This is a genomic window from Rhodobacter maritimus, assembly GCF_058747975.1.
Window position 1 is genome coordinate 118758 of record NZ_CM179095.1, and the last position, 16243, is coordinate 135000.

General features: G+C 65.1%; 20 protein-coding genes (1 of these 20 running past the window's edge). 8 read left to right on the forward strand and 12 right to left on the reverse strand.

The window, feature by feature from the left end; all coding sequences use genetic code 11:
* Positions 1-49: 49 nt before the first annotated feature.
* From AC4PTO_RS00540 to def (AC4PTO_RS00565), 6 genes are all read right to left on the reverse strand, one after another.
* Complete coding sequence (locus AC4PTO_RS00540) at positions 50-211, reverse strand: hypothetical protein (protein WP_492730899.1); 162 nt, start codon at positions 209-211, stop codon at positions 50-52.
* 11 nt (positions 212-222) lie between these two features.
* Positions 223-459 carry a GlsB/YeaQ/YmgE family stress response membrane protein gene (locus AC4PTO_RS00545; RefSeq protein ID WP_492730901.1) on the reverse strand — a complete coding sequence of 79 codons (237 nt, stop codon included), beginning with the start codon at positions 457-459 and terminating at the stop codon, positions 223-225.
* Between the two features lie 110 nt (positions 460-569).
* The gene (gene fmt / locus AC4PTO_RS00550; RefSeq protein ID WP_492730903.1) at positions 570-1466 is read right to left on the reverse strand and encodes a methionyl-tRNA formyltransferase; all 897 of its coding nucleotides are present in this window, start codon (positions 1464-1466) and stop codon (positions 570-572) included.
* Positions 1463-1960 (reverse strand): peptide deformylase, encoded by a 498-nt coding sequence (def, locus tag AC4PTO_RS00555; RefSeq protein ID WP_492730905.1) that lies wholly within the window; start codon positions 1958-1960, stop codon positions 1463-1465. The genes fmt and def (AC4PTO_RS00555) overlap by 4 nt, the downstream gene beginning before the upstream one ends.
* Positions 1957-2451 (reverse strand): peptide deformylase, encoded by a 495-nt coding sequence (def, locus tag AC4PTO_RS00560; protein ID WP_492730906.1) that lies wholly within the window; start codon positions 2449-2451, stop codon positions 1957-1959. The genes def (AC4PTO_RS00555) and def (AC4PTO_RS00560) overlap by 4 nt, the downstream gene beginning before the upstream one ends.
* Positions 2452-2453: 2 nt before the next feature.
* On the reverse strand, positions 2454-2990 hold the full coding sequence (def, locus tag AC4PTO_RS00565) for a peptide deformylase (protein ID WP_492730908.1): 537 nt from the start codon (positions 2988-2990) through the stop codon (positions 2454-2456).
* A gap of 185 nt (positions 2991-3175) precedes the next feature.
* On the opposite strand from def (AC4PTO_RS00565), the gene AC4PTO_RS00570 reads away from it, so the two are divergent.
* Positions 3176-4360, forward strand: a complete 1185-nt coding sequence (locus AC4PTO_RS00570) for a MalY/PatB family protein (protein ID WP_492730909.1) — start codon at positions 3176-3178, stop codon at positions 4358-4360.
* Positions 4361-4379: 19 nt separating this feature from the next.
* Here AC4PTO_RS00570 and AC4PTO_RS00575 read toward each other — a convergent pair whose 3' ends face one another.
* Positions 4380-4727 (reverse strand): hypothetical protein, encoded by a 348-nt coding sequence (locus tag AC4PTO_RS00575; protein ID WP_492730911.1) that lies wholly within the window; start codon positions 4725-4727, stop codon positions 4380-4382.
* Positions 4728-4908: 181 nt separating this feature from the next.
* On the opposite strand from AC4PTO_RS00575, the gene AC4PTO_RS00580 reads away from it, so the two are divergent.
* The 3 genes from AC4PTO_RS00580 to AC4PTO_RS00590 all read left to right on the forward strand — a co-directional run bounded on the left by AC4PTO_RS00580 (position 4909) and on the right by AC4PTO_RS00590 (position 7552).
* Positions 4909-6075 carry a lytic murein transglycosylase gene (locus AC4PTO_RS00580; RefSeq protein WP_492730913.1) on the forward strand — a complete coding sequence of 389 codons (1167 nt, stop codon included), beginning with the start codon at positions 4909-4911 and terminating at the stop codon, positions 6073-6075.
* Positions 6076-6213: 138 nt separating this feature from the next.
* Positions 6214-6957: an MlaA family lipoprotein gene (locus tag AC4PTO_RS00585; RefSeq protein WP_492730915.1), complete on the forward strand. Its 744-nt coding sequence runs from the start codon at positions 6214-6216 to the stop codon at positions 6955-6957.
* Positions 6926-7552, forward strand: a complete 627-nt coding sequence (locus AC4PTO_RS00590) for an MlaC/ttg2D family ABC transporter substrate-binding protein (protein WP_492730917.1) — start codon at positions 6926-6928, stop codon at positions 7550-7552. Before AC4PTO_RS00585 ends, AC4PTO_RS00590 begins: the two co-directional genes overlap by 32 nt.
* Before the next feature lie 24 nt (positions 7553-7576).
* Here AC4PTO_RS00590 and AC4PTO_RS00595 read toward each other — a convergent pair whose 3' ends face one another.
* The gene (locus tag AC4PTO_RS00595; RefSeq protein WP_492730921.1) at positions 7577-9802 is read right to left on the reverse strand and encodes a transglycosylase domain-containing protein; all 2226 of its coding nucleotides are present in this window, start codon (positions 9800-9802) and stop codon (positions 7577-7579) included.
* 269 nt (positions 9803-10071) lie between these two features.
* On the opposite strand from AC4PTO_RS00595, the gene AC4PTO_RS00600 reads away from it, so the two are divergent.
* Both AC4PTO_RS00600 and AC4PTO_RS00605 read left to right on the forward strand, forming a co-directional pair.
* Entirely contained in the window at positions 10072-10410 is a 339-nt protein-coding gene (locus AC4PTO_RS00600) for a P-II family nitrogen regulator (RefSeq protein ID WP_492730923.1), read from the forward strand.
* A gap of 24 nt (positions 10411-10434) precedes the next feature.
* Positions 10435-11808 carry an ammonium transporter gene (locus AC4PTO_RS00605; protein ID WP_492730925.1) on the forward strand — a complete coding sequence of 458 codons (1374 nt, stop codon included), beginning with the start codon at positions 10435-10437 and terminating at the stop codon, positions 11806-11808.
* A gap of 68 nt (positions 11809-11876) precedes the next feature.
* On the opposite strand, the gene AC4PTO_RS00610 is transcribed toward AC4PTO_RS00605, so the two are convergent.
* The 4 genes from AC4PTO_RS00610 to AC4PTO_RS00625 form a co-directional block, all read right to left on the reverse strand.
* Positions 11877-13058 (reverse strand): amino acid aminotransferase, encoded by a 1182-nt coding sequence (locus AC4PTO_RS00610; protein ID WP_492730926.1) that lies wholly within the window; start codon positions 13056-13058, stop codon positions 11877-11879.
* Positions 13058-13915, reverse strand: a complete 858-nt coding sequence (gene sseA / locus AC4PTO_RS00615) for a 3-mercaptopyruvate sulfurtransferase (RefSeq protein ID WP_492730928.1) — start codon at positions 13913-13915, stop codon at positions 13058-13060. The genes AC4PTO_RS00610 and sseA overlap by 1 nt, the downstream gene beginning before the upstream one ends.
* Before the next feature lie 78 nt (positions 13916-13993).
* A complete protein-coding gene (smpB, locus tag AC4PTO_RS00620) occupies positions 13994-14467 on the reverse strand; it encodes an SsrA-binding protein SmpB (protein ID WP_492730932.1) in 474 nt (157 codons plus the stop codon).
* 99 nt (positions 14468-14566) lie between these two features.
* Positions 14567-15019, reverse strand: a complete 453-nt coding sequence (locus tag AC4PTO_RS00625; protein ID WP_492730935.1) for a DUF302 domain-containing protein — start codon at positions 15017-15019, stop codon at positions 14567-14569.
* 172 nt (positions 15020-15191) lie between these two features.
* Between AC4PTO_RS00625 and msrP the strand changes: the two genes are divergently transcribed.
* The gene (gene msrP / locus AC4PTO_RS00630) at positions 15192-16124 is read left to right on the forward strand and encodes a protein-methionine-sulfoxide reductase catalytic subunit MsrP (RefSeq protein ID WP_492730938.1); all 933 of its coding nucleotides are present in this window, start codon (positions 15192-15194) and stop codon (positions 16122-16124) included.
* A gap of 5 nt (positions 16125-16129) precedes the next feature.
* Positions 16130-16243, forward strand: partial view of a protein-methionine-sulfoxide reductase heme-binding subunit MsrQ gene (gene msrQ / locus AC4PTO_RS00635; RefSeq protein WP_492730941.1) — the start only. 474 nt of this gene lie beyond the right edge of the window; the window shows 114 of its 588 coding nt (coding positions 1-114); the start codon lies at positions 16130-16132; its stop codon lies beyond the right edge, outside the window.

Below are 16243 nucleotides of genomic sequence, written 5' to 3' on the forward strand. Positions count from 1 at the left end.
CGGCGTTGAACAGGGATATTATGCAGTGTGAAACGGGGGGCGAAAAGGATCATGGTGTGGAATTTTCGGGCAGGAGCCTGACCGCGACGAGGGCCGCGACGGCAAGAACGGCCCAGCCCCCGGGCCGCGTAATCAGCCAGAGCGCCAGTGTGAAGGCCCAAAGCGCGAGGCGGGCCCCGGCAAGCCCTGCAAAGCCAAGCAATGCTCCCATCCTTGCGCCCCCTATTTCGGCCCGTAGCGCCGCCAGAGCCAGATCAGCGCCATCGCGCCCAGCACCGCCCCGACGAAGCCAGACATCCAGCCGGTGATCGTGAGCAGGATGCGCAATGTTATTCCGCCGATCAATGCGCCGATGATGCCGATGGCGATGGTGGTCAGCATGTCGGTTTCCATCCGCATGGCGCGGGTTGCAATGAAGCCGGCGGCCGCGCCGATGATGATGAGTGCGACGATCTGCATGGCACCTCCTGGCAGGACTATGGGCGATCGGGGGCGGCTTGGAAAGGGCGGCGCGGCCGGGGGGTTCACACCCCCGGACCCCCGTGGGATATTTTTGCGAAGATGAAGGCCTAGCCGAGGGTCGGGGGCAATGTCATGCCGCGCAGGATTTCGGCCGCGGGCATGGGTTTCTTGCCTTCGCGCTGTGCTTGCAGGATTTCGAGCGCGCCCGTGCCGCAGGCGATCGTGAAGCCTTCGAGAACCTGACCGGGGGTGCCCTGTCCGCGGGCCGGGGCGGCGCGCAGGAGCTTCACGCGTTCGCCGCCGATTTCGCTGAAGGCGCCGGGGAAGGGCGAGAGGCCGTTGATATGGCGCACCAGATCGGCGGCCGGGCGGGTCCAGTCGATGCGGGCCTCGGCCTTGTCGATCTTGGCGGCGTAGCTGACGCCCTCGGCGGGCTGGGGTTCGGGGCGCAGGTCCGGCAGGTTGGCGAGCGCGTCGAGGATGAGCCTTGCGCCGGTTGCGCTGAGCCGGTCGTGCAGCTCGCCCGTGGTTTCGGTTGCGCCGATCGGGGTGGTTTCGCGCAGGAGCACCGGGCCGGTATCGAGGCCGGCCTCCATCTGCATGATGCAGATGCCGGTTTCGGCATCCCCGGCCATGATCGCGCGGTGGATCGGTGCGGCGCCGCGCCATCTGGGCAGGAGCGAGGCGTGGATGTTCAGGCAGCCGTGCACGGGCGCATCGAGAACGGTCTGCGGCAGGATCAGGCCATAGGCCACGACCACCGCAACATCGGCCCCGAGGGCGGCGAAGGCGGCCTGTTCGCCGGCCTCCTTCAGGCTGCGCGGGTGGCGCACGGGAAGGCCTAGCGCCTCGGCGCGGGCCTGCACCGCGGAGGGGCGGTCTTTCTTGCCGCGGCCTGCCGGGCGCGGGGGCTGGCAATAGACGGCAAGGATTTCGTGTTCGCGCGCAAGGGCGTCGAGCACGGGGACCGAAAAATCGGGCGTGCCCATGAATATCACTTTCATCGCGTGCCCTTCCGTGACTTCTGCACCAGCATCTTGCGCCGCAGCGGCGAGAGGTGATCGACGAAGGTCTTGCCGTTCAGGTGGTCGATCTGGTGTTGCACCGAGGTGGCCCAGAGGCCGACGAAATCGCGTTCCTCGATCTCGTTCATCTCGTTGAGGAAGCGCACGGTGACGGCGCGGGGCCGTTCGATGGCGGCCGAGACGCCGGGCAGGTTCGGGCTGGCCTCTTCGTATTTGCGCCGGTGGACCGAGGCGTGAAGCACCTCGGGGTTGGCCATCTTCACGGCCTGGCCGCGCTTGTCGGAGGCGTCGATCACCGCAAGGCGCATCATGATGCCGATCTGCGGCGCGGCAAGGCCGACGCCGGGCATCGCCTCCATCGTGTCGATCATGTCGTCCCAGATCATGCGGACGGTTTCGGTGATGCTGTCGACGGGGGCCGCGGCGCTGTGCAGGCGGCGGTCCTCATAGGGGATGAAGGGGCGGACGGTCATGCGGAATATTCGGCTTCGGCCCGGGCGCGGGCGTGGGGGGAGAGGTGATCGAGCGTCACGACCCCGTTCAGGTGATCGGTCTCGTGCTGCACGCAGGCGGCGGCGAAGCCGTCGAAGCGGGCTTCGTGCAGGCATCCGTCAAGATCGCTCCAGCGCATGGTGACGGCGGCGGGGCGCGTCACCTCGGCCAGGAGGCCGGGCAGCGACAGGCAACCCTCTTCGCGGGTCAGAAGCTCGTCGCTGGCGGGGTGGATCTCGGGGTTGAGGGCCACGACGGGCGTGCGCGCGCCGTCCTTCCAGGTGGTGTCCATCACGAACAGGCGTAGCATCGCGCCGACCTGCGGCGCCGCCAGCCCGCGGCCGGGCGCGTCATACATGGTGTCGAGCATGTCACGGGCCAGGCGGCGAATCTCCGGCGTGACGGCCGCGACCGGATCGGCGCGCCGCGACAGGCGCGGATCGGGCCAGGTCAGGATCGGCAGGACCGCCACGCTCAGGCCCGGGCATGCGCCTCGCGGGCGCGTTCGCGTTTCAGCTTTTCCATCTTGCGGGTGATCATCTGGCGCTTCAGCGGGCCGAGATGGTCGATGAACAGCCTGCCGTTCAGGTGATCCAGCTCATGCTGGGCGCAGGTGGCCCAGAGCGCGTCGAACTGTTCCTCATGCGTCCGGCCGTCAAGCCCCAGCCACCGCATGCGCACCTCGGCGGGGCGGGTGACCTCGGCATATTGCTCGGGGATGGAGAGGCAGCCTTCCTCATAGGTGTTGCTTTCCTCCGAGGTCCAGGTGATCTCGGGGTTGATCAGCACGGTGGGCTGCGGGGCTGCGCCCTTGTCCTTGGTGCAATCCATCACGAAGATGCGCTTGAGCACACCGACCTGCGGCGCGGCAAGGCCGACGCCGGGCGCGTCATACATCGTGGCCAGCATGTCGTCGGCCAGCTTGCGGATATCGTCGTCTATCGCGGCGACGGGGTCGCAAAGCTTCTTGAGCCTCGGATCGGGATGGATCAGGATCGAGCGAATGGTCATGGGGTTGATTTAGGCGAAGGGGGGCTTTCGTGCAATGGCGGCGGGGTTCTGGAACATCATTCCCATTATGATTATTATATCGGGATATAATTCCACACTGTATAGATTTACTGGAACATAATACTGAAATATACATCAAATATAGAACATTGCATTCGCGCAGCATCAGACAGGGCACCGCCAGCATGACCAATACCCCGGATTTCGACGAGATCATCAACCGCGTGGGCACCCATTCCTCGAAATGGGACGGTATGGAGCCGATCTATGGCGTCAGCCCGAGGGACGGCATCGCCATGTGGGTGGCCGATATGGATTTCCGCCCTCCGCAATCGGTGCAGCGGGCGGTTGAGGCGATGGCCGCGCATGGTGTCTACGGTTACTGGGGCGACGACGCTGCCTATCTTGATGCGGTTCGCTGGTGGATGCAGACCCGCCACGGATGGGCGGTCGAGCGGGACTGGATCTTCACCACCCACGGGCTGGTCAACGGCACGGCGCTTTGCGTGGACAGTTTCACCAGCCCCGGCGATGGCGTGGTCCTGATGACGCCGGTCTATCACGCCTTCGCGCGCGTGATCAAAGCGGCGGGGCGGCAGGTGGTGGAATGCCCGCTGAAGAATGCCGGCGGCCGCTACGAGATGGATTTCGACGCATGGGACGCGCAGATGACCGGCGCCGAGAAGATGCTGATCCTGTGTTCGCCGCACAATCCGGGCGGCCGGGTCTGGAGCGCGGAAGAGCTGCGCGCCACGGCCGAATTCTGCAAGCGCCACGATCTGATCCTGGTCTCGGACGAGATCCACCACGATCTGGTGATGCCGGGATATCGCCATCAGGTCATGGCGACGGCCTGTCCCGACATTCTGGACCGGCTGGTCATGATGTCGGCCACCACCAAGACGTTCAACATCGCGGGCACGCATTCGGGCAATGTTATCATTCCCGATCCGGCGCTGCGCCAGCGGTTCGGGGGGCGGATGGCGGCGCTGGGGATCTCTCCCAACAGTTTCGGGCTGGCGATGGCGACGGCGGCCTACTCGGCCGAGGGCGCGGCGTGGCTGGATGCGCTGATCGGCTATCTCGACGGCAACCGTCAGGTGTTCGATGCAGGGATCGCCGCGATTCCAGGCGTGCATTCGATGCCGCTCGAGGCGACATATCTGGCCTGGGTCGATTTCGCCGGGACCGGCATGGCGCGGGACGAATTCACCGCGCGGGTCGAGAAGGGCGCGAAGGTCGCCGTCAATCACGGGCCAAGCTTCGGGACTGGGGGCGAGTCGTTCCTGCGTTTCAACCTTGCCACCCCGCGCGCCCGCGTGCAGGAGGCGGTTGCAAGGTTGCAGGAGGCATTTTCCGACCTTCAATAGGGGTGCCGCCCCACTCGCCCTACAGCCGTGGCAAAAGCGCGGCGGGGGCGTTCTCGTTGCGCACGAAATCCAGCGCGGGACGGTCGGTCACGGCGGTTTCGCGCTTGACGGTGCAGATCAGTTCGTCCCCCTCGATCTCGGAGGCGACGATCAGGCTGGTCAGGATGTGGCGGCTGCCTTCGTGAATCTCGACCAGGCCGCGCAACTGGCTGACCTGGGCGGCATCGAGGCTGAACCCGCCCCGCCAGCGGCGCAGGATCGGCCAGACAGAGCCTGCGGCATGCACGCTGAGGCGCGCGCGTTGCCGGGCGTCGCGGCTGCGTGCCTCTTTCAGCGCAAGAAGAACCTCTTTGGGCAGGACTTCCATCATCCCCTCCTGATGGTGTGGCGGCCGCATGTCCAAGGATGCGTGCGCAAAGGCAAAAATCAAGTTAACCTTTCAAGAATCCTCTGTGACAGCCCCCCCCGGCGGCATGTCGCGGCGGCCATTGTTGCGAAGATTGTCCCGAAGGCCGCGCCAGGCGGCCCATTGTTTGCGGAGTTGCCCGATGCGTCTGTTACTTGCCCTGTGCCTGTCCATGCTGATTCCCGGCGGGGCCCAGGCCGCCTGCGGGGGCGATTTCGGAGCGTTCGTCGAAGGACTCAAGGCCGAGGCGCGCGCCGCCGGGCTGCCGCCCGCGCAGGTCGACACGTTCTTCCGGGGTGTGCGTCAGAACGCGCGCGTGCTGAAGGCCGACCGCTCTCAGGGGGTCTTTCGCAAGACCTTCGCCGATTTCGCCAAGGCCGTCATCTCGCAGAACCGGATGAATAACGGCGCGGCCAATGCGAAGCGGCACGACAGGATTTTCGACCGAATTCAGGCCGAATACGGTGTGTCGCGCGGGGTTCTTCTGGCCTTCTGGGCGCTTGAGACCGATTACGGCCAGGTGCAGGGCGATTTCAACACGCGCGATGCGCTGGTGACACTGGCGCATGATTGCCGCCGGCCAGAGCTGTTCCGCCCGCAGGTGATTGCGGCGATGCGGCTGCACGCGCGCGGCGATTTCGACCCGGCCGGCACGACGGGCGCCTGGGCCGGAGAGATCGGGCAGGTGCAGATGCTGCCGCTCGACATACTGCATAACGGGATCGACGGGGATGGTGACGGGCATGTCACGCTCAAGACCTCGTCGGCGGATGCGCTGATGTCGGGGGCGAAGATGCTTGCGGATCTGGGGTGGCGCGCGGGCGAACCCTGGATGCAGGAGATCACGGTGCCGGAAACCCTCGACTGGTCGCGGACCGGGCTGACGACCCGCCTGCCCACCGCGGAATGGGCGCGCATGGGGGTGCGTGCCCGCGACGGCGCGCTTGCGCCGCATTTGCAGGGATCGGTCTTGCTGCCGATGGGGCGCAAGGGCCCCGCCTTCATGGTCTATCCGAATTTCGAGGTGCTGTTCGAATGGAACAAGAGCTTCGTCTATGTGACCACCGCGGCCTATTTCGCCACCCGGCTTGAGGGCGCCCCCCCCTTCCGTCCCGGCAATCCGGAGGCGGCGCTTGGGGATGCGCAGATGAAGGCGCTTCAGCGCAAGCTGGCGGCGCGCGGGCATGATGTGGGGGCGATTGACGGGATATTGGGCGCGCGCACCCGCGACGCGGTGCAGAAAGAGCAGGGCCGGTTGGGCCTGCCGCCCGATGCGTGGCCGACGCGCACGCTTCTCGACAGGCTCTAGGCAGGTCATGGGTGCCAGACTTGTTTCCGGACGCGCTGACCGCTAGTTAGGCAAAGGACCAGCCACTTTCGAACGCCGCAACCAGGCCAGCCACCGCATGCCGGGCCGTAAAGACGAGACAGTCGATTGCCAAGCCAGATGTTTTCCCGTGCCCTTCCAGTTCTTGGCCCTGTGCTTGTCGCGGCCGTCCTGTCGGGGTGCACCGCGCCGCCGCCCGCATCGGGCGTGCATGATCCCTACGAGGCCGAGAACCGCAAGGTGCATGCGTTCAACAAATCGGTGGACAAGGCCCTGTTTTCGGGCGGAAACAAGAAGGACGCGATCCCCGAGCCGGTGCTGCGCACAGTGTCGAATTTCGGGGGTAACCTTGGCTTGCCGGGCAAGGTTCTGAATTCGCTGCTGCAAGGGCGGCCGGAACCGGCGCTGAGCAATTCGTTCCGCTTCGTGATCAACTCGACCCTTGGCGTTGCGGGGCTGTTCGATCCGGCGGGGTCGTCCTTTGGCCTGCCCGAATCGGATACCGATTTCGGTGAGACGCTGCATGTCTGGGGCGCAGGCGAGGGTGCCTATCTGGAGTTGCCCATCCTGGGCCCCTCGACCGAGCGTGACCTTGCCGGCAAGGTCGTCGACAGCCTGATCGACCCGATGGGCTTCGTGCTGGACGGCGACGATGCCAAGATTGCGACCGCGGCCAAGATCGGCTCAAAAATCAGTGATCGGCTGCGGTTTGGCGACACAGTTGATTCGATCCTGCACGAGAGTGCTGATAGCTATGCCCAGACCCGCCTGCTGTATTTGCAGAACCGGCGGTTCGAGCTTGGAATGCAGGTTGAGAATGACGAGGATGCCTATGACCCATATGCGGACCCCTACGGCCAGTAACCCGACGCGCCGCGCGGCGCTTGGCATGATCGGCGGCGGTCTGGCGCTGAGCATGGCGCCCATGCCGGCCTTCGCGCTGAGCGATTCGCAGGCCCGCCAGCTGATCGACACCGCCCTGGGCGAAGTGAACGCGGCCATCGCCTCGGGCAAGAGCGGCGCGGCGCTTTACGCGGATTTCGAGCGGATCTTCGTGCGCTATGCCGATGTTCCGGTGATCGCGCGCTCGGCGCTGGGGGTTGCGGCGCGGGGGGCCTCGTCGGCGCAGATGGCGGCCTTCACCACCGCGTTCCGGGGCTATATCTCGCGCAAATACGGGCGGCGCTTCCGCGAATTCCAGGGCTCGCGCTTCGAGGTGACGGGCGTGCGGCCGGTGAAAAGCTTCTACGAGGTGAAGTCGATCGCCTATATGCGCGGCGAATCCCCGTTCGAGGTGCTGTGGCATGTGTCGGACAAATCCGGCAAGCACCTGTTCTTCAACATCATCATCGAAGGCGTGAACATGCGCGCCTCGGAGCGCATCGAGGTCGGCGCGATGCTGGACCGCCGGCGCGGCAATATCGACCAGCTGATCCAGGATCTGAAAAGCGCGGGCTAAGCCCGCCCGCTTGCGGGGGGCGGCTCAGTTGCCCCCCAGAACCCCCAGCACCTCGCGCAGGATGCGTTCAGCAATATCGGGCTCGCGCGTCTGTTGCGGCTGCGGTGCAACCGGGGCCGGGTCCCCGGCGCTGTAGACCTGGCCGCCATATTGCGGCGCGGTGGTGCGCCATTCGGACGGGTCGGCCATCGGCAGGGCGGTTGCGGGAAGCCCCTCTTCCACGCGCACCATCACCTCGCGCCAGATATCGGCGGGCAGCCCGCCGCCGGTCACGCCCGAGAGCGGGCGGTTGTCGTCGTAGCCCATCCAGACGCCCGTCACATAATCGGCGGTGAAGCCGATGAACCAGGCATCGCGCGCGGCCTGCGTGGTGCCCGTCTTGCCCGCCGCCTGGCGATCGGGCAGCCGGGCCCGGCCGCCGGTTCCGGCGGACACGACCTGATGCATCATGTAGGTCAGCTCTCGCGCGGCCTTTTGCGAGATTACGCGCTCTCCGATCCCGCCACCGGCGCCGAACAGCGGCTCTTGCTCGTCTTTCAGGCGCAGCTCGGTCAGGCCGTAGGGCCGCACCGAGGAGCCGCCGTTGAGAATGCCCGCAAAGGCGCCGGTCATTTCCAGAAGCGTCGATTCCGACACGCCAAGCGCAAGCGCGGGCCCGTCGGCCAGATCCGAGGCAAAGCCGAAATCGCCCGCGACCTGGCGCACCGCATCGCGGCCCACCGCTTCGGACACCCGCACGGTCGCCGTGTTCACCGAATTGGCCAGGGCCTCGGTCAGCGTGATCGGACCGCGATATTCCCGGCTGTAGTTCTTGGGCGACCAGGGGCCCGAGCCGCGGACGTTGATGGTCAGCGGCGCATCCTCGACGATCGTGTCGGGGGTATAGCCCATGTCGAGCGCGGCGGCATAGACGAAGGGCTTGAACGTGGATCCGGTCTGCCGGCGCGCCTGGGTCGCGCGGTTGAAGGCGCCGGACACTTTCGTCTTGCGCCCGCCCACCATGGCGCGCACCGCCCCGTCCGACGACATCACCACGACGGCCGCCTCGGCCTCGGAGCCTTCCTTGACCTTGGTCTCGAACACCTCGGCCAGGGCGGATTCCGCGGCCGCCTGAAGGCGCTGGTCCAGCGTGGTGTTGATGATGACATCCTCGGTCGTCTCGGTGGTCAGGAAATCGGGGGCGGCATCCATCACCCAATCGGCGAAATAGCCGCCCGCGCGTTTCTGCGCGGCCTCGGACAGGGTGGCGGGATTGGCCTTCGCGGCGGCATGCTGCTCGGCGGTCAGGTAGTTTTCGTCCCGCATCAGGGCCAGCACCATGCCCGCGCGGTCCTGGCTGCGTTCGAGGTTCGTGGTGGGCGCAAAGCGCGAGGGCGCCTTGAGCAGCCCCGCCAGCATCGCCGCCTGCTGCGGGTTCACATTCGCCGCCGAAATCCCGAAGTAACGCTGCGCCGCGGCCTCGAACCCGCGCGCGCCCGCGCCCATATAGGCGCGGTTGAGATAGATCGTCAGGATGTCGTCCTTGGAGTATTTCAGCTCCATGGCAAGGGCGTAGGGGATCTCCTTGATCTTGCGCTTCAGTCCGCCGGAACGGCAATCGTCCTCATAGGCGGCTTCGGTCTTCCAGATCTTGGGGTCGTATTCGACGCCGAGGCACAGAAGCTTCGCCACCTGCTGCGTGATGGTCGAGCCGCCATTGCCCGAAAACGGGCCGCGCCCTTCGGACAGGTTGATGCGGATCGCGCCGGCGATCCCGCGCGGAGAGATGCCCGCGTGGCGGTAGAAGCGCTTGTCCTCGGTTGCGACCACCGCGTTCTTGAGATGGGGCGAGACATTGGCCGCCGTGATCTGCCCGCCGAAGGTTTCGCCGCGCCAGGCAAAGACCTTGCCGTTGCGGTCCAGAAGCGTGACCGACCCGCGATGGCGGCCATCGAGAAGGGCGGTCATCTCGGGCAGGGTCGAATAGAAATAGAGCGTGGCCAGCCCCAGCACGAGGCCAAGCACGAAGGCCGTGCGCCAGCCGACGCCCCAGACGATGCGCCAGATCAGCCGGAACAGGCCAAGGATCGCGCCGACGAAAAGGCCGTGCTTGCGCGGCGTGCGGGCGCGTTTGCGCCGCGGGGGGCGTCCGCCACCCGGTTTGCCGCCGCTGCCTGCGCCGGTGCTTCTGGATCTGGGCTTGCTTGCCGGTTTCGCCGGATACCGCTTATCCGCCACCAGAGGGCCGCGCCGCCCACCCGTTCCCGCCATGAGTTACCGTTCCGATGCCTGTTGTTTTGCCCGGCACACTACACCGCCCCACCGGTGATGTGGAGCAGGTTCGGATCACGATTCGGTTTTGTTGCCGCCCAAAAACCGTGCAGTCATGCGCATTAGTGCAAAAATTGTGCAACCGCGCGCGTTTTCCGCCGAATTCCGGATCGCGTTTTCTTGTGCTGCAGGTGCGAAAAGCGCCTCCTTCGCCTGTGCGATGCCGTTGCCGGTGTCGAGAACGGGGCGACAATGAAAGGGATGACGACGTGAAACTCATCATTGCAGCGATCAAGCCATTCAAGCTCGAGGAGGTGCGCGAGGCGCTTACCACCATCGGCGTGCGGGGCATGATGGTGACGGAAATCAAGGGGTTCGGCGCGCAGTCGGGCCATACCGAGATCTATCGCGGTGCGGAATATGCGGTGAACTTCGTGCCGAAGGTGAAGCTTGAGATCGTGGTGGCCGACAATCTGGCCGACGAGGTGATCGAGACGATCCACCGGACCGCGAAAACCAACAAGATCGGTGACGGAAAGATCTTCGTGCTGGACGTGGCGCAGGCAATGCGCGTGCGCACCGGCGAAACCAACGACGATGCGCTTTGACGTGACGGAGCAGGGGAAATGGACATGAACAAGATTAAGAATATCTCTGGCCTTGCCGTCGCGGCTGCGTTCCTGGCAATGCCGGCGCTTGCGCAGGATGCGACGCCTGCCGCCGATGCCGCGGAAGCGGTGGTCGCCTCGGCGGTTCCGACCGATGTGGTCTGGATCCTGAACTCGCTTCTCTTCCTGATCGGCGGCTTCCTCGTGTTCTGGATGGCGGCCGGTTTCGCCATGCTGGAAGCCGGGCTCGTGCGCTCCAAGAACGTGACGATGCAGCTTCTCAAGAACGTGGCGCTGTTCGCCATTGCCTGCACGGCCTATTACCTGATCGGCTACAACCTGATGTATCCGCTGGGCAACTGGTCGATCGGTTCGGATGAGACGGGCGGCTATCTTGGCGCCTTTGCCATGGCCGCGCTGGAAGCGGTTGGCGTCGGGGCCGATGCGGTCGACGATTACAGCTATGCCTCCACCGGGTCGGATTTCTTCTTCCAGGTGATGTTCTGCGCCACCACGGCCTCGATCGTGTCGGGCACGCTGGCCGAGCGGATCAAGCTGTGGCCCTTTCTGGCCTTCACGCTGGTGCTGACCGCGCTGATCTACCCGATCCAGGCGTCGTGGAAATGGGGTGGCGGTTTTCTTGACGCGATGGGCTTCCTCGATTTCGCCGGCTCGACCGTCGTGCATTCGGTCGGTGGCTGGGCGGCGCTTGCCGGTGTGCTGATCCTTGGCCCGCGCCTTGGCAAATACAAGGACGGCAAGGTCGTTGCGATGCCGGGTTCCAACCTGTCGCTGGCCACGCTGGGCACGTTCATCCTGTGGCTGGGCTGGTTCGGCTTCAACGGCGCCTCGCAGCTTGCGATGGGCTCGATCGGTGATGCGGCCGATATCAGCCGGATCTTCGCCAACACCAATGCCGCGGCGGCCGGTGGCGTGATTGCCGCGCTGGTCCTGACCCAGCTTCTGTACAAGAAGCCTGACCTCACGATGGTGCTGAACGGGGCGCTTGCCGGTCTGGTCTCGATCACGGCCGAGCCGCTGACGCCGACGCTGGGTTCGGCCACGCTGATCGGTGCCTTCGGTGGCATCCTTGTGGTGCTGACCGTGCCGCTGCTGGACAAGCTGAAGATCGACGACGTGGTGGGCGCGATCCCGGTGCACCTGGTGTGCGGCATCTACGGCACGATCGCGGTGGTCTTCACCAACCCCGACGCCTCGCTGATGGTGCAGCTGACCTCGATCGTGGTGGTGGGCCTGTTCACCTTCATCGTCTCGGGTGTGGTCTGGTTTATCCTGAAGGCGACGATGGGGATCCGCGCCAGTGCCGAGGACGAGTATCTTGGCCTCGACAAGGCGGAACTGGGGATGGAAGCCTATCCCGAATTCGCCAAGGGCTGAGGTCGCGCCGCAGGAATGCAGAAGGCCCGGAGAAATCTCCGGGCCTTCTTTCGTGTCGGGAGGAAGGATCAGACGCCCGCGGCGATGATCGCGCGGGCAAGGACCGGCACCGACTTCGTGTTCAGCCCCGCGATGTTCAGCCGCGAATCGCCCACCATGTAGATCGCGTCGTCGACGCGCATCTTCTCGACCTGTTCGGCGGTGGCGCCGATGCGCGAGAACATGCCGCGATGCTGGGCGACAAAGTCGAAGCGGTCGGAATTCGACAGCTGGCGCAGCTCGGCCGCAAGCTGTTCGCGCAGGCCCAGCATGCCGCCCCGCACCTCTTCCAGTTCCGCCTCCCAATCGGCGCGCAGCGCGGGATCGGTCAGCACCATGGTCACCAGGCGCGCGCCGTGGTCGGGCGCGAAGGAATAGGTCTGACGGTTCAGATAGGCCAGCGTGCCCTGCGTGACATCGCGCGCGGCGGCATCGGACAGCACAAGAAGGATGCCGGTGCGTTCCCGGTAGATGCCGAAATTCTTCGAGCAGGAGGCCGCGATGATCACCTCGGGCAGGCGGCTGGCGATCAGGCGGGTGCCGGCCGCATCGGCCTCGAGCCCGTCACCAAAGCCCTGATAGGCCAGGTCGATCATCGGGACCGCACCCTTTGCGGCCAGCAGATCGGCCACGGCGGACCACTGTTCCAGTGTCAGGTTCGCCCCCGTGGGGTTGTGGCAGCAGCCATGCAGCAAGACCACGTCACCCGCCTTCACCGCGGCCAGATCCGCGAGCATCGCATCGAAGCTGACCGAGCGGGTCGCGTTGTCGAAATAGCGATAGGTCTTGTAGTCCTGCTTCATGAAGGCAAGGATCGACAGATGGTTCGGCCAGGTCGGGTCCGACACCCAGATCGTGCAGCCCGGATTGGCAAGGCGCGCCAGCTCGAACCCCTGCCGGCAGGCGCCGGTGCCGCCCACCGTGGCAAGCGCCGAGACGCGGTCCTTCGGGTAATCGGCGCCCAGCACCATGCCCGCCATCGCGGCATGGAAGGCCGGCTCGCCCGCAAGGGCGGTGTAGGTCTTGGTGGTTTCGCTTTGCCAAAGCTGCTGTTCGGCGGCCTTGATCGCGCGCATGACCGGGGTGTGGCCATCGGCATCCTTGTAGACGCCCACGCCAAGGTCGATTTTGCCCGGCCGCGGATCGGCCTTGAACTGCCCCATCAGCGCCAGGATCTTGTCGGGGGCCTGCGGTTTGAGGGTGTTGAACATCATGCTTCTCCGGTTGCGACGCGCAGGTCGTTGAACATGCCCCATTCCGCCCAGGATCCGTCATAGACCGCGTGGTTGCGGTGGCCGATGCGTTCCAGCGCAAGCGACAGCATTGCGGCATTGACGCCCGAGCCGCAGCTGCAGATCGCGGGTTTCGACAGGTCGACCCCGGCGGATGTGAACAGCGCCTTCAGGGCCTCGGGTGATTTCATCGTGCCGTCCTGCTCCAGAAGATCGCTCCAGGGAACGTTCTTCGAGCCGGGGATATGTCCCTTGCGCAGGCCGGGGCGGGGCTCGGGGTCCTGGCCGATGAAGCGGCCATGGGCGCGGGCGTCGATGATTTCGTGATCGCCCAGCTTCGAGGCATGGGCCACCTGCGTGACATCCTTCACCAGGTTTGCTTGGCGCTGCACGGTGATGTGGCGGTCACGCATCATGGGGGGCATGTCCTCGGTTTCGCGCCCCTCGGCCACCCATTTCGGCAGCCCGCCATCCAGAACGGCAATGTCGGACTTGCCCATCAGGCGGAACAGCCACCACACGCGCGGGGCCGAAAAGATTCCCGCCTGATCGTAGACCACGACCTGATGGCCGTCGCCCACGCCCATGGCGCGCATGCGGCTGATGAACTTCTCGACCGGGGGGGCCATATGCGGCAGATCCGAGCGGCTGTCGGCGATGTCGTCAATGTCGAAGAAGCGCGCGCCGGGAATATGGGCCTCGGCATAGCCGGCCTTCGCGTCGCGCTCCATCACGGGCAGGAACCACGAGCCGTCGAGAATGCGCAGATCCGGATCTTTCAGATGCGCTTCCAGCCAGTCGGTTGAAACCAGTGTCTTTGGGTCGTCCATGGCCATCCTGTGCCCTCCGCTCAACGGTTTTTTGCATAGCGGGGATGGGGCGGGCGGGCAAGTCCGGATGCCCTTGGGGAGGGGTCAGCCGCCTTGCTTAAGCAAGCGCTGTTTCTGGCGGTTCCAGTCGCGCTTCGCCTCGGTTTCGCGCTTGTCGGCGACCTTCTTGCCCTTGGCGATGCCGAGCTTCAGCTTTACCCGCCCGCGATCGTTGAAATACATCGACAGGGGAATCAGGGTCATGCCCTCGCGCCCCACGGCGTTCCAAAGCCGCGAGAGTTCCTTCTTCGAGACCAGAAGCTTGCGCCGGCGGCGTTCCTCATGTCCGAAGACGCCGGCCTGTTTGTAGGCCGCAATATAGGAGTTGATCAGCCACAGCTCTCCGCCTTCGACGCTGGCATAGCTTTCGGCGATATTGGACTGGCCTGTGCGCAGCGATTTCACCTCTGACCCGGTCAGCACGATGCCCGCCTCGAGGTCGTCCTCGATCGCGTAGTGGTAGCGCGCCTGCCGGTTTTCGGCGATCAGCTTGGAATTGGGGTCGGATTTCTTGGCCATGGTCGTCCTGAGATAGAGACGAAGCGCCGGTCTGTCCAGATCAACGCAGCGATGCGGCCTTGTCGCGGGTGCCCCGGCCAAAGGGCCGGGGCGCGGCGTCTAGTCTTCCAGCATGAGGGCTTCGGCCACGATATCGGACAGAAGTGCCTCAACCTGGTCCATCGGTCCTTCGGGATAGTCGCGGAACCCCACCGTGACCGTGCCGGGCGCTTCGGGGGTTTCATAGACAAAGATCCCGTAAGGGCAGAATTGCACGTTTGTGGGGTCGGCCTCCATCACGGCGCGCGAAACGGTGGCCGAGCAGAAGGAATAGATGTCGGCCGCGGTGAAGATCGTCCGCGTTGCCCCGACATCGGCCTTTGTGCGTTCCAGCATCTCGCCGGTATGGCTGACATGGTCGATGACGAGGCCCTGGCCGATGATGGCATTCTCGACCGCGAAGGTGACATTCTCGAAACTATCCTCGACCTGCCAGACATGGGCGTCCTGCGCGGCGGCGGCCGATGCGCCGAATCCGGCAATGACGAGGCTTGCAAGAAATCTGATATTCATGGGTTCTCCCTGGTGTCGGGCCGGGCCCTTCGGCGCGGCGGGGTTCCGGTGCGGACTGTGACGGCAAAACCTTTTCCTGCAAAGTGGTAACAACGCCGACTCGTCAACGTATTGTGAGGGGAAGGCCGGTGAAACGGCGCTAAATGAACCAAGGCAAGGCAAGGAGAAGATAATGACTTTGCGCAAATGGCACAGCCCGGGCTGGTCGGAAGTAACGCCGAAATCCCATTACCTGACCCGGCGCGCGCTGATGGCGGGGGCGGGCGCGGCGGTGTTTGCGGGCGCTATCGCCGACCCTTCGGCGGCCAAGGTGGTTGCGAAGCCCTCGATCTATTCCACGGATGCCCCGCCAAACACCTTCAAGGAAATCACCACCTACAACAATTTCTACGAATTCGGCTGGGACAAGGGCGATCCGATGCGCCATGCGGGCAAGCTGACCGTGGACCCCTGGTCGATCGAGATCGGTGGCCTGGTGGAGCGGCCGGGAAGCTATCCGCTTGACGATATCCTCAAGCCCGTCACGCTTGAGGAACGGATCTACCGCCTGCGCTGCGTCGAGGCGTGGTCGATGGTGGTGCCGTGGATCGGGTTCGAACTTGCCGCGCTGCTGGAGCGTGTGGGCGTGAAGCCTTCCGCGAAATATGTGGCCTTCACCACGCTTCATCGCCCGCATGAGATGCCGGGCCAGCAATCCGGGGGAATCGACTGGCCCTATGTCGAGGGATTGCGGCTGGACGAGGCGATGCACCCGCTGACGATTCTGGCCACCGGCCTTTACGGTGAAGAGATGCCGAAGCAGAACGGCGCGCCGATCCGCCTTGTCGTGCCGTGGAAATACGGCTTCAAGTCGATCAAGAGCATCGTGAAGATCGAGCTGACCGAACAGGAGCCGCGCACGACGTGGAAGGAACTCCAGCCGCGCGAATACGGCTTCTATGCCAATGTGAACCCCGAAGTGGACCATCCGCGCTGGTCCCAGGCCTCTGAACGCGTGATTGGCGCGGGTATCTTTGCGCCGCGCAAGCCAACGCAGATGTTCAACGGCTATGGCGAGCATGTGGCGAGGCTGTATTCGGGCATGGATCTGGCGAAGAACTACTGATGCAGATGGCAGCCTCACTTAGCGGCGCGTTTCGCCGCGTGCCGCCCGGTGCGGTTTATCTGGCGGGATTGCTGCCTTTGGCGTGGATCGTCTGGCTTGGCGTTCAGGGCGGGCTTGGG

Bases quoted from the DNA above. Each gene is read 5' to 3' on its own strand.
- msrP (WP_492730938.1), top strand. From the start codon at position 15,192: ATGACTTTGCGCAAATGGCACAGCCCGGGCTGGTCGGAAGTAACGCCG.
- fmt (WP_492730903.1), bottom strand. From the start codon at position 1,466: ATGAAAGTGATATTCATGGGCACGCCCGATTTTTCGGTCCCCGTGCTC.
- def (WP_492730908.1), bottom strand. From the start codon at position 2,990: ATGACCATTCGCTCGATCCTGATCCATCCCGATCCGAGGCTCAAGAAG.
- def (WP_492730905.1), bottom strand. From the start codon at position 1,960: ATGACCGTCCGCCCCTTCATCCCCTATGAGGACCGCCGCCTGCACAGC.
- sseA (WP_492730928.1), bottom strand. From the start codon at position 13,915: ATGGCCATGGACGACCCAAAGACACTGGTTTCAACCGACTGGCTGGAA.
- smpB (WP_492730932.1), bottom strand. From the start codon at position 14,467: ATGGCCAAGAAATCCGACCCCAATTCCAAGCTGATCGCCGAAAACCGG.
- AC4PTO_RS00590 (WP_492730917.1), top strand. From the start codon at position 6,926: ATGACCCATATGCGGACCCCTACGGCCAGTAACCCGACGCGCCGCGCG.
- AC4PTO_RS00610 (WP_492730926.1), bottom strand. From the start codon at position 13,058: ATGTTCAACACCCTCAAACCGCAGGCCCCCGACAAGATCCTGGCGCTG.
- AC4PTO_RS00605 (WP_492730925.1), top strand. From the start codon at position 10,435: ATGAACAAGATTAAGAATATCTCTGGCCTTGCCGTCGCGGCTGCGTTC.
- AC4PTO_RS00575 (WP_492730911.1), bottom strand. From the start codon at position 4,727: ATGGAAGTCCTGCCCAAAGAGGTTCTTCTTGCGCTGAAAGAGGCACGC.
- AC4PTO_RS00545 (WP_492730901.1), bottom strand. From the start codon at position 459: ATGCAGATCGTCGCACTCATCATCATCGGCGCGGCCGCCGGCTTCATT.
- AC4PTO_RS00585 (WP_492730915.1), top strand. From the start codon at position 6,214: ATGTTTTCCCGTGCCCTTCCAGTTCTTGGCCCTGTGCTTGTCGCGGCC.
- AC4PTO_RS00625 (WP_492730935.1), bottom strand. From the start codon at position 15,019: ATGAATATCAGATTTCTTGCAAGCCTCGTCATTGCCGGATTCGGCGCA.
- AC4PTO_RS00570 (WP_492730909.1), top strand. From the start codon at position 3,176: ATGACCAATACCCCGGATTTCGACGAGATCATCAACCGCGTGGGCACC.
- AC4PTO_RS00580 (WP_492730913.1), top strand. From the start codon at position 4,909: ATGCGTCTGTTACTTGCCCTGTGCCTGTCCATGCTGATTCCCGGCGGG.
- AC4PTO_RS00595 (WP_492730921.1), bottom strand. From the start codon at position 9,802: ATGGCGGGAACGGGTGGGCGGCGCGGCCCTCTGGTGGCGGATAAGCGG.
- AC4PTO_RS00540 (WP_492730899.1), bottom strand. From the start codon at position 211: ATGGGAGCATTGCTTGGCTTTGCAGGGCTTGCCGGGGCCCGCCTCGCG.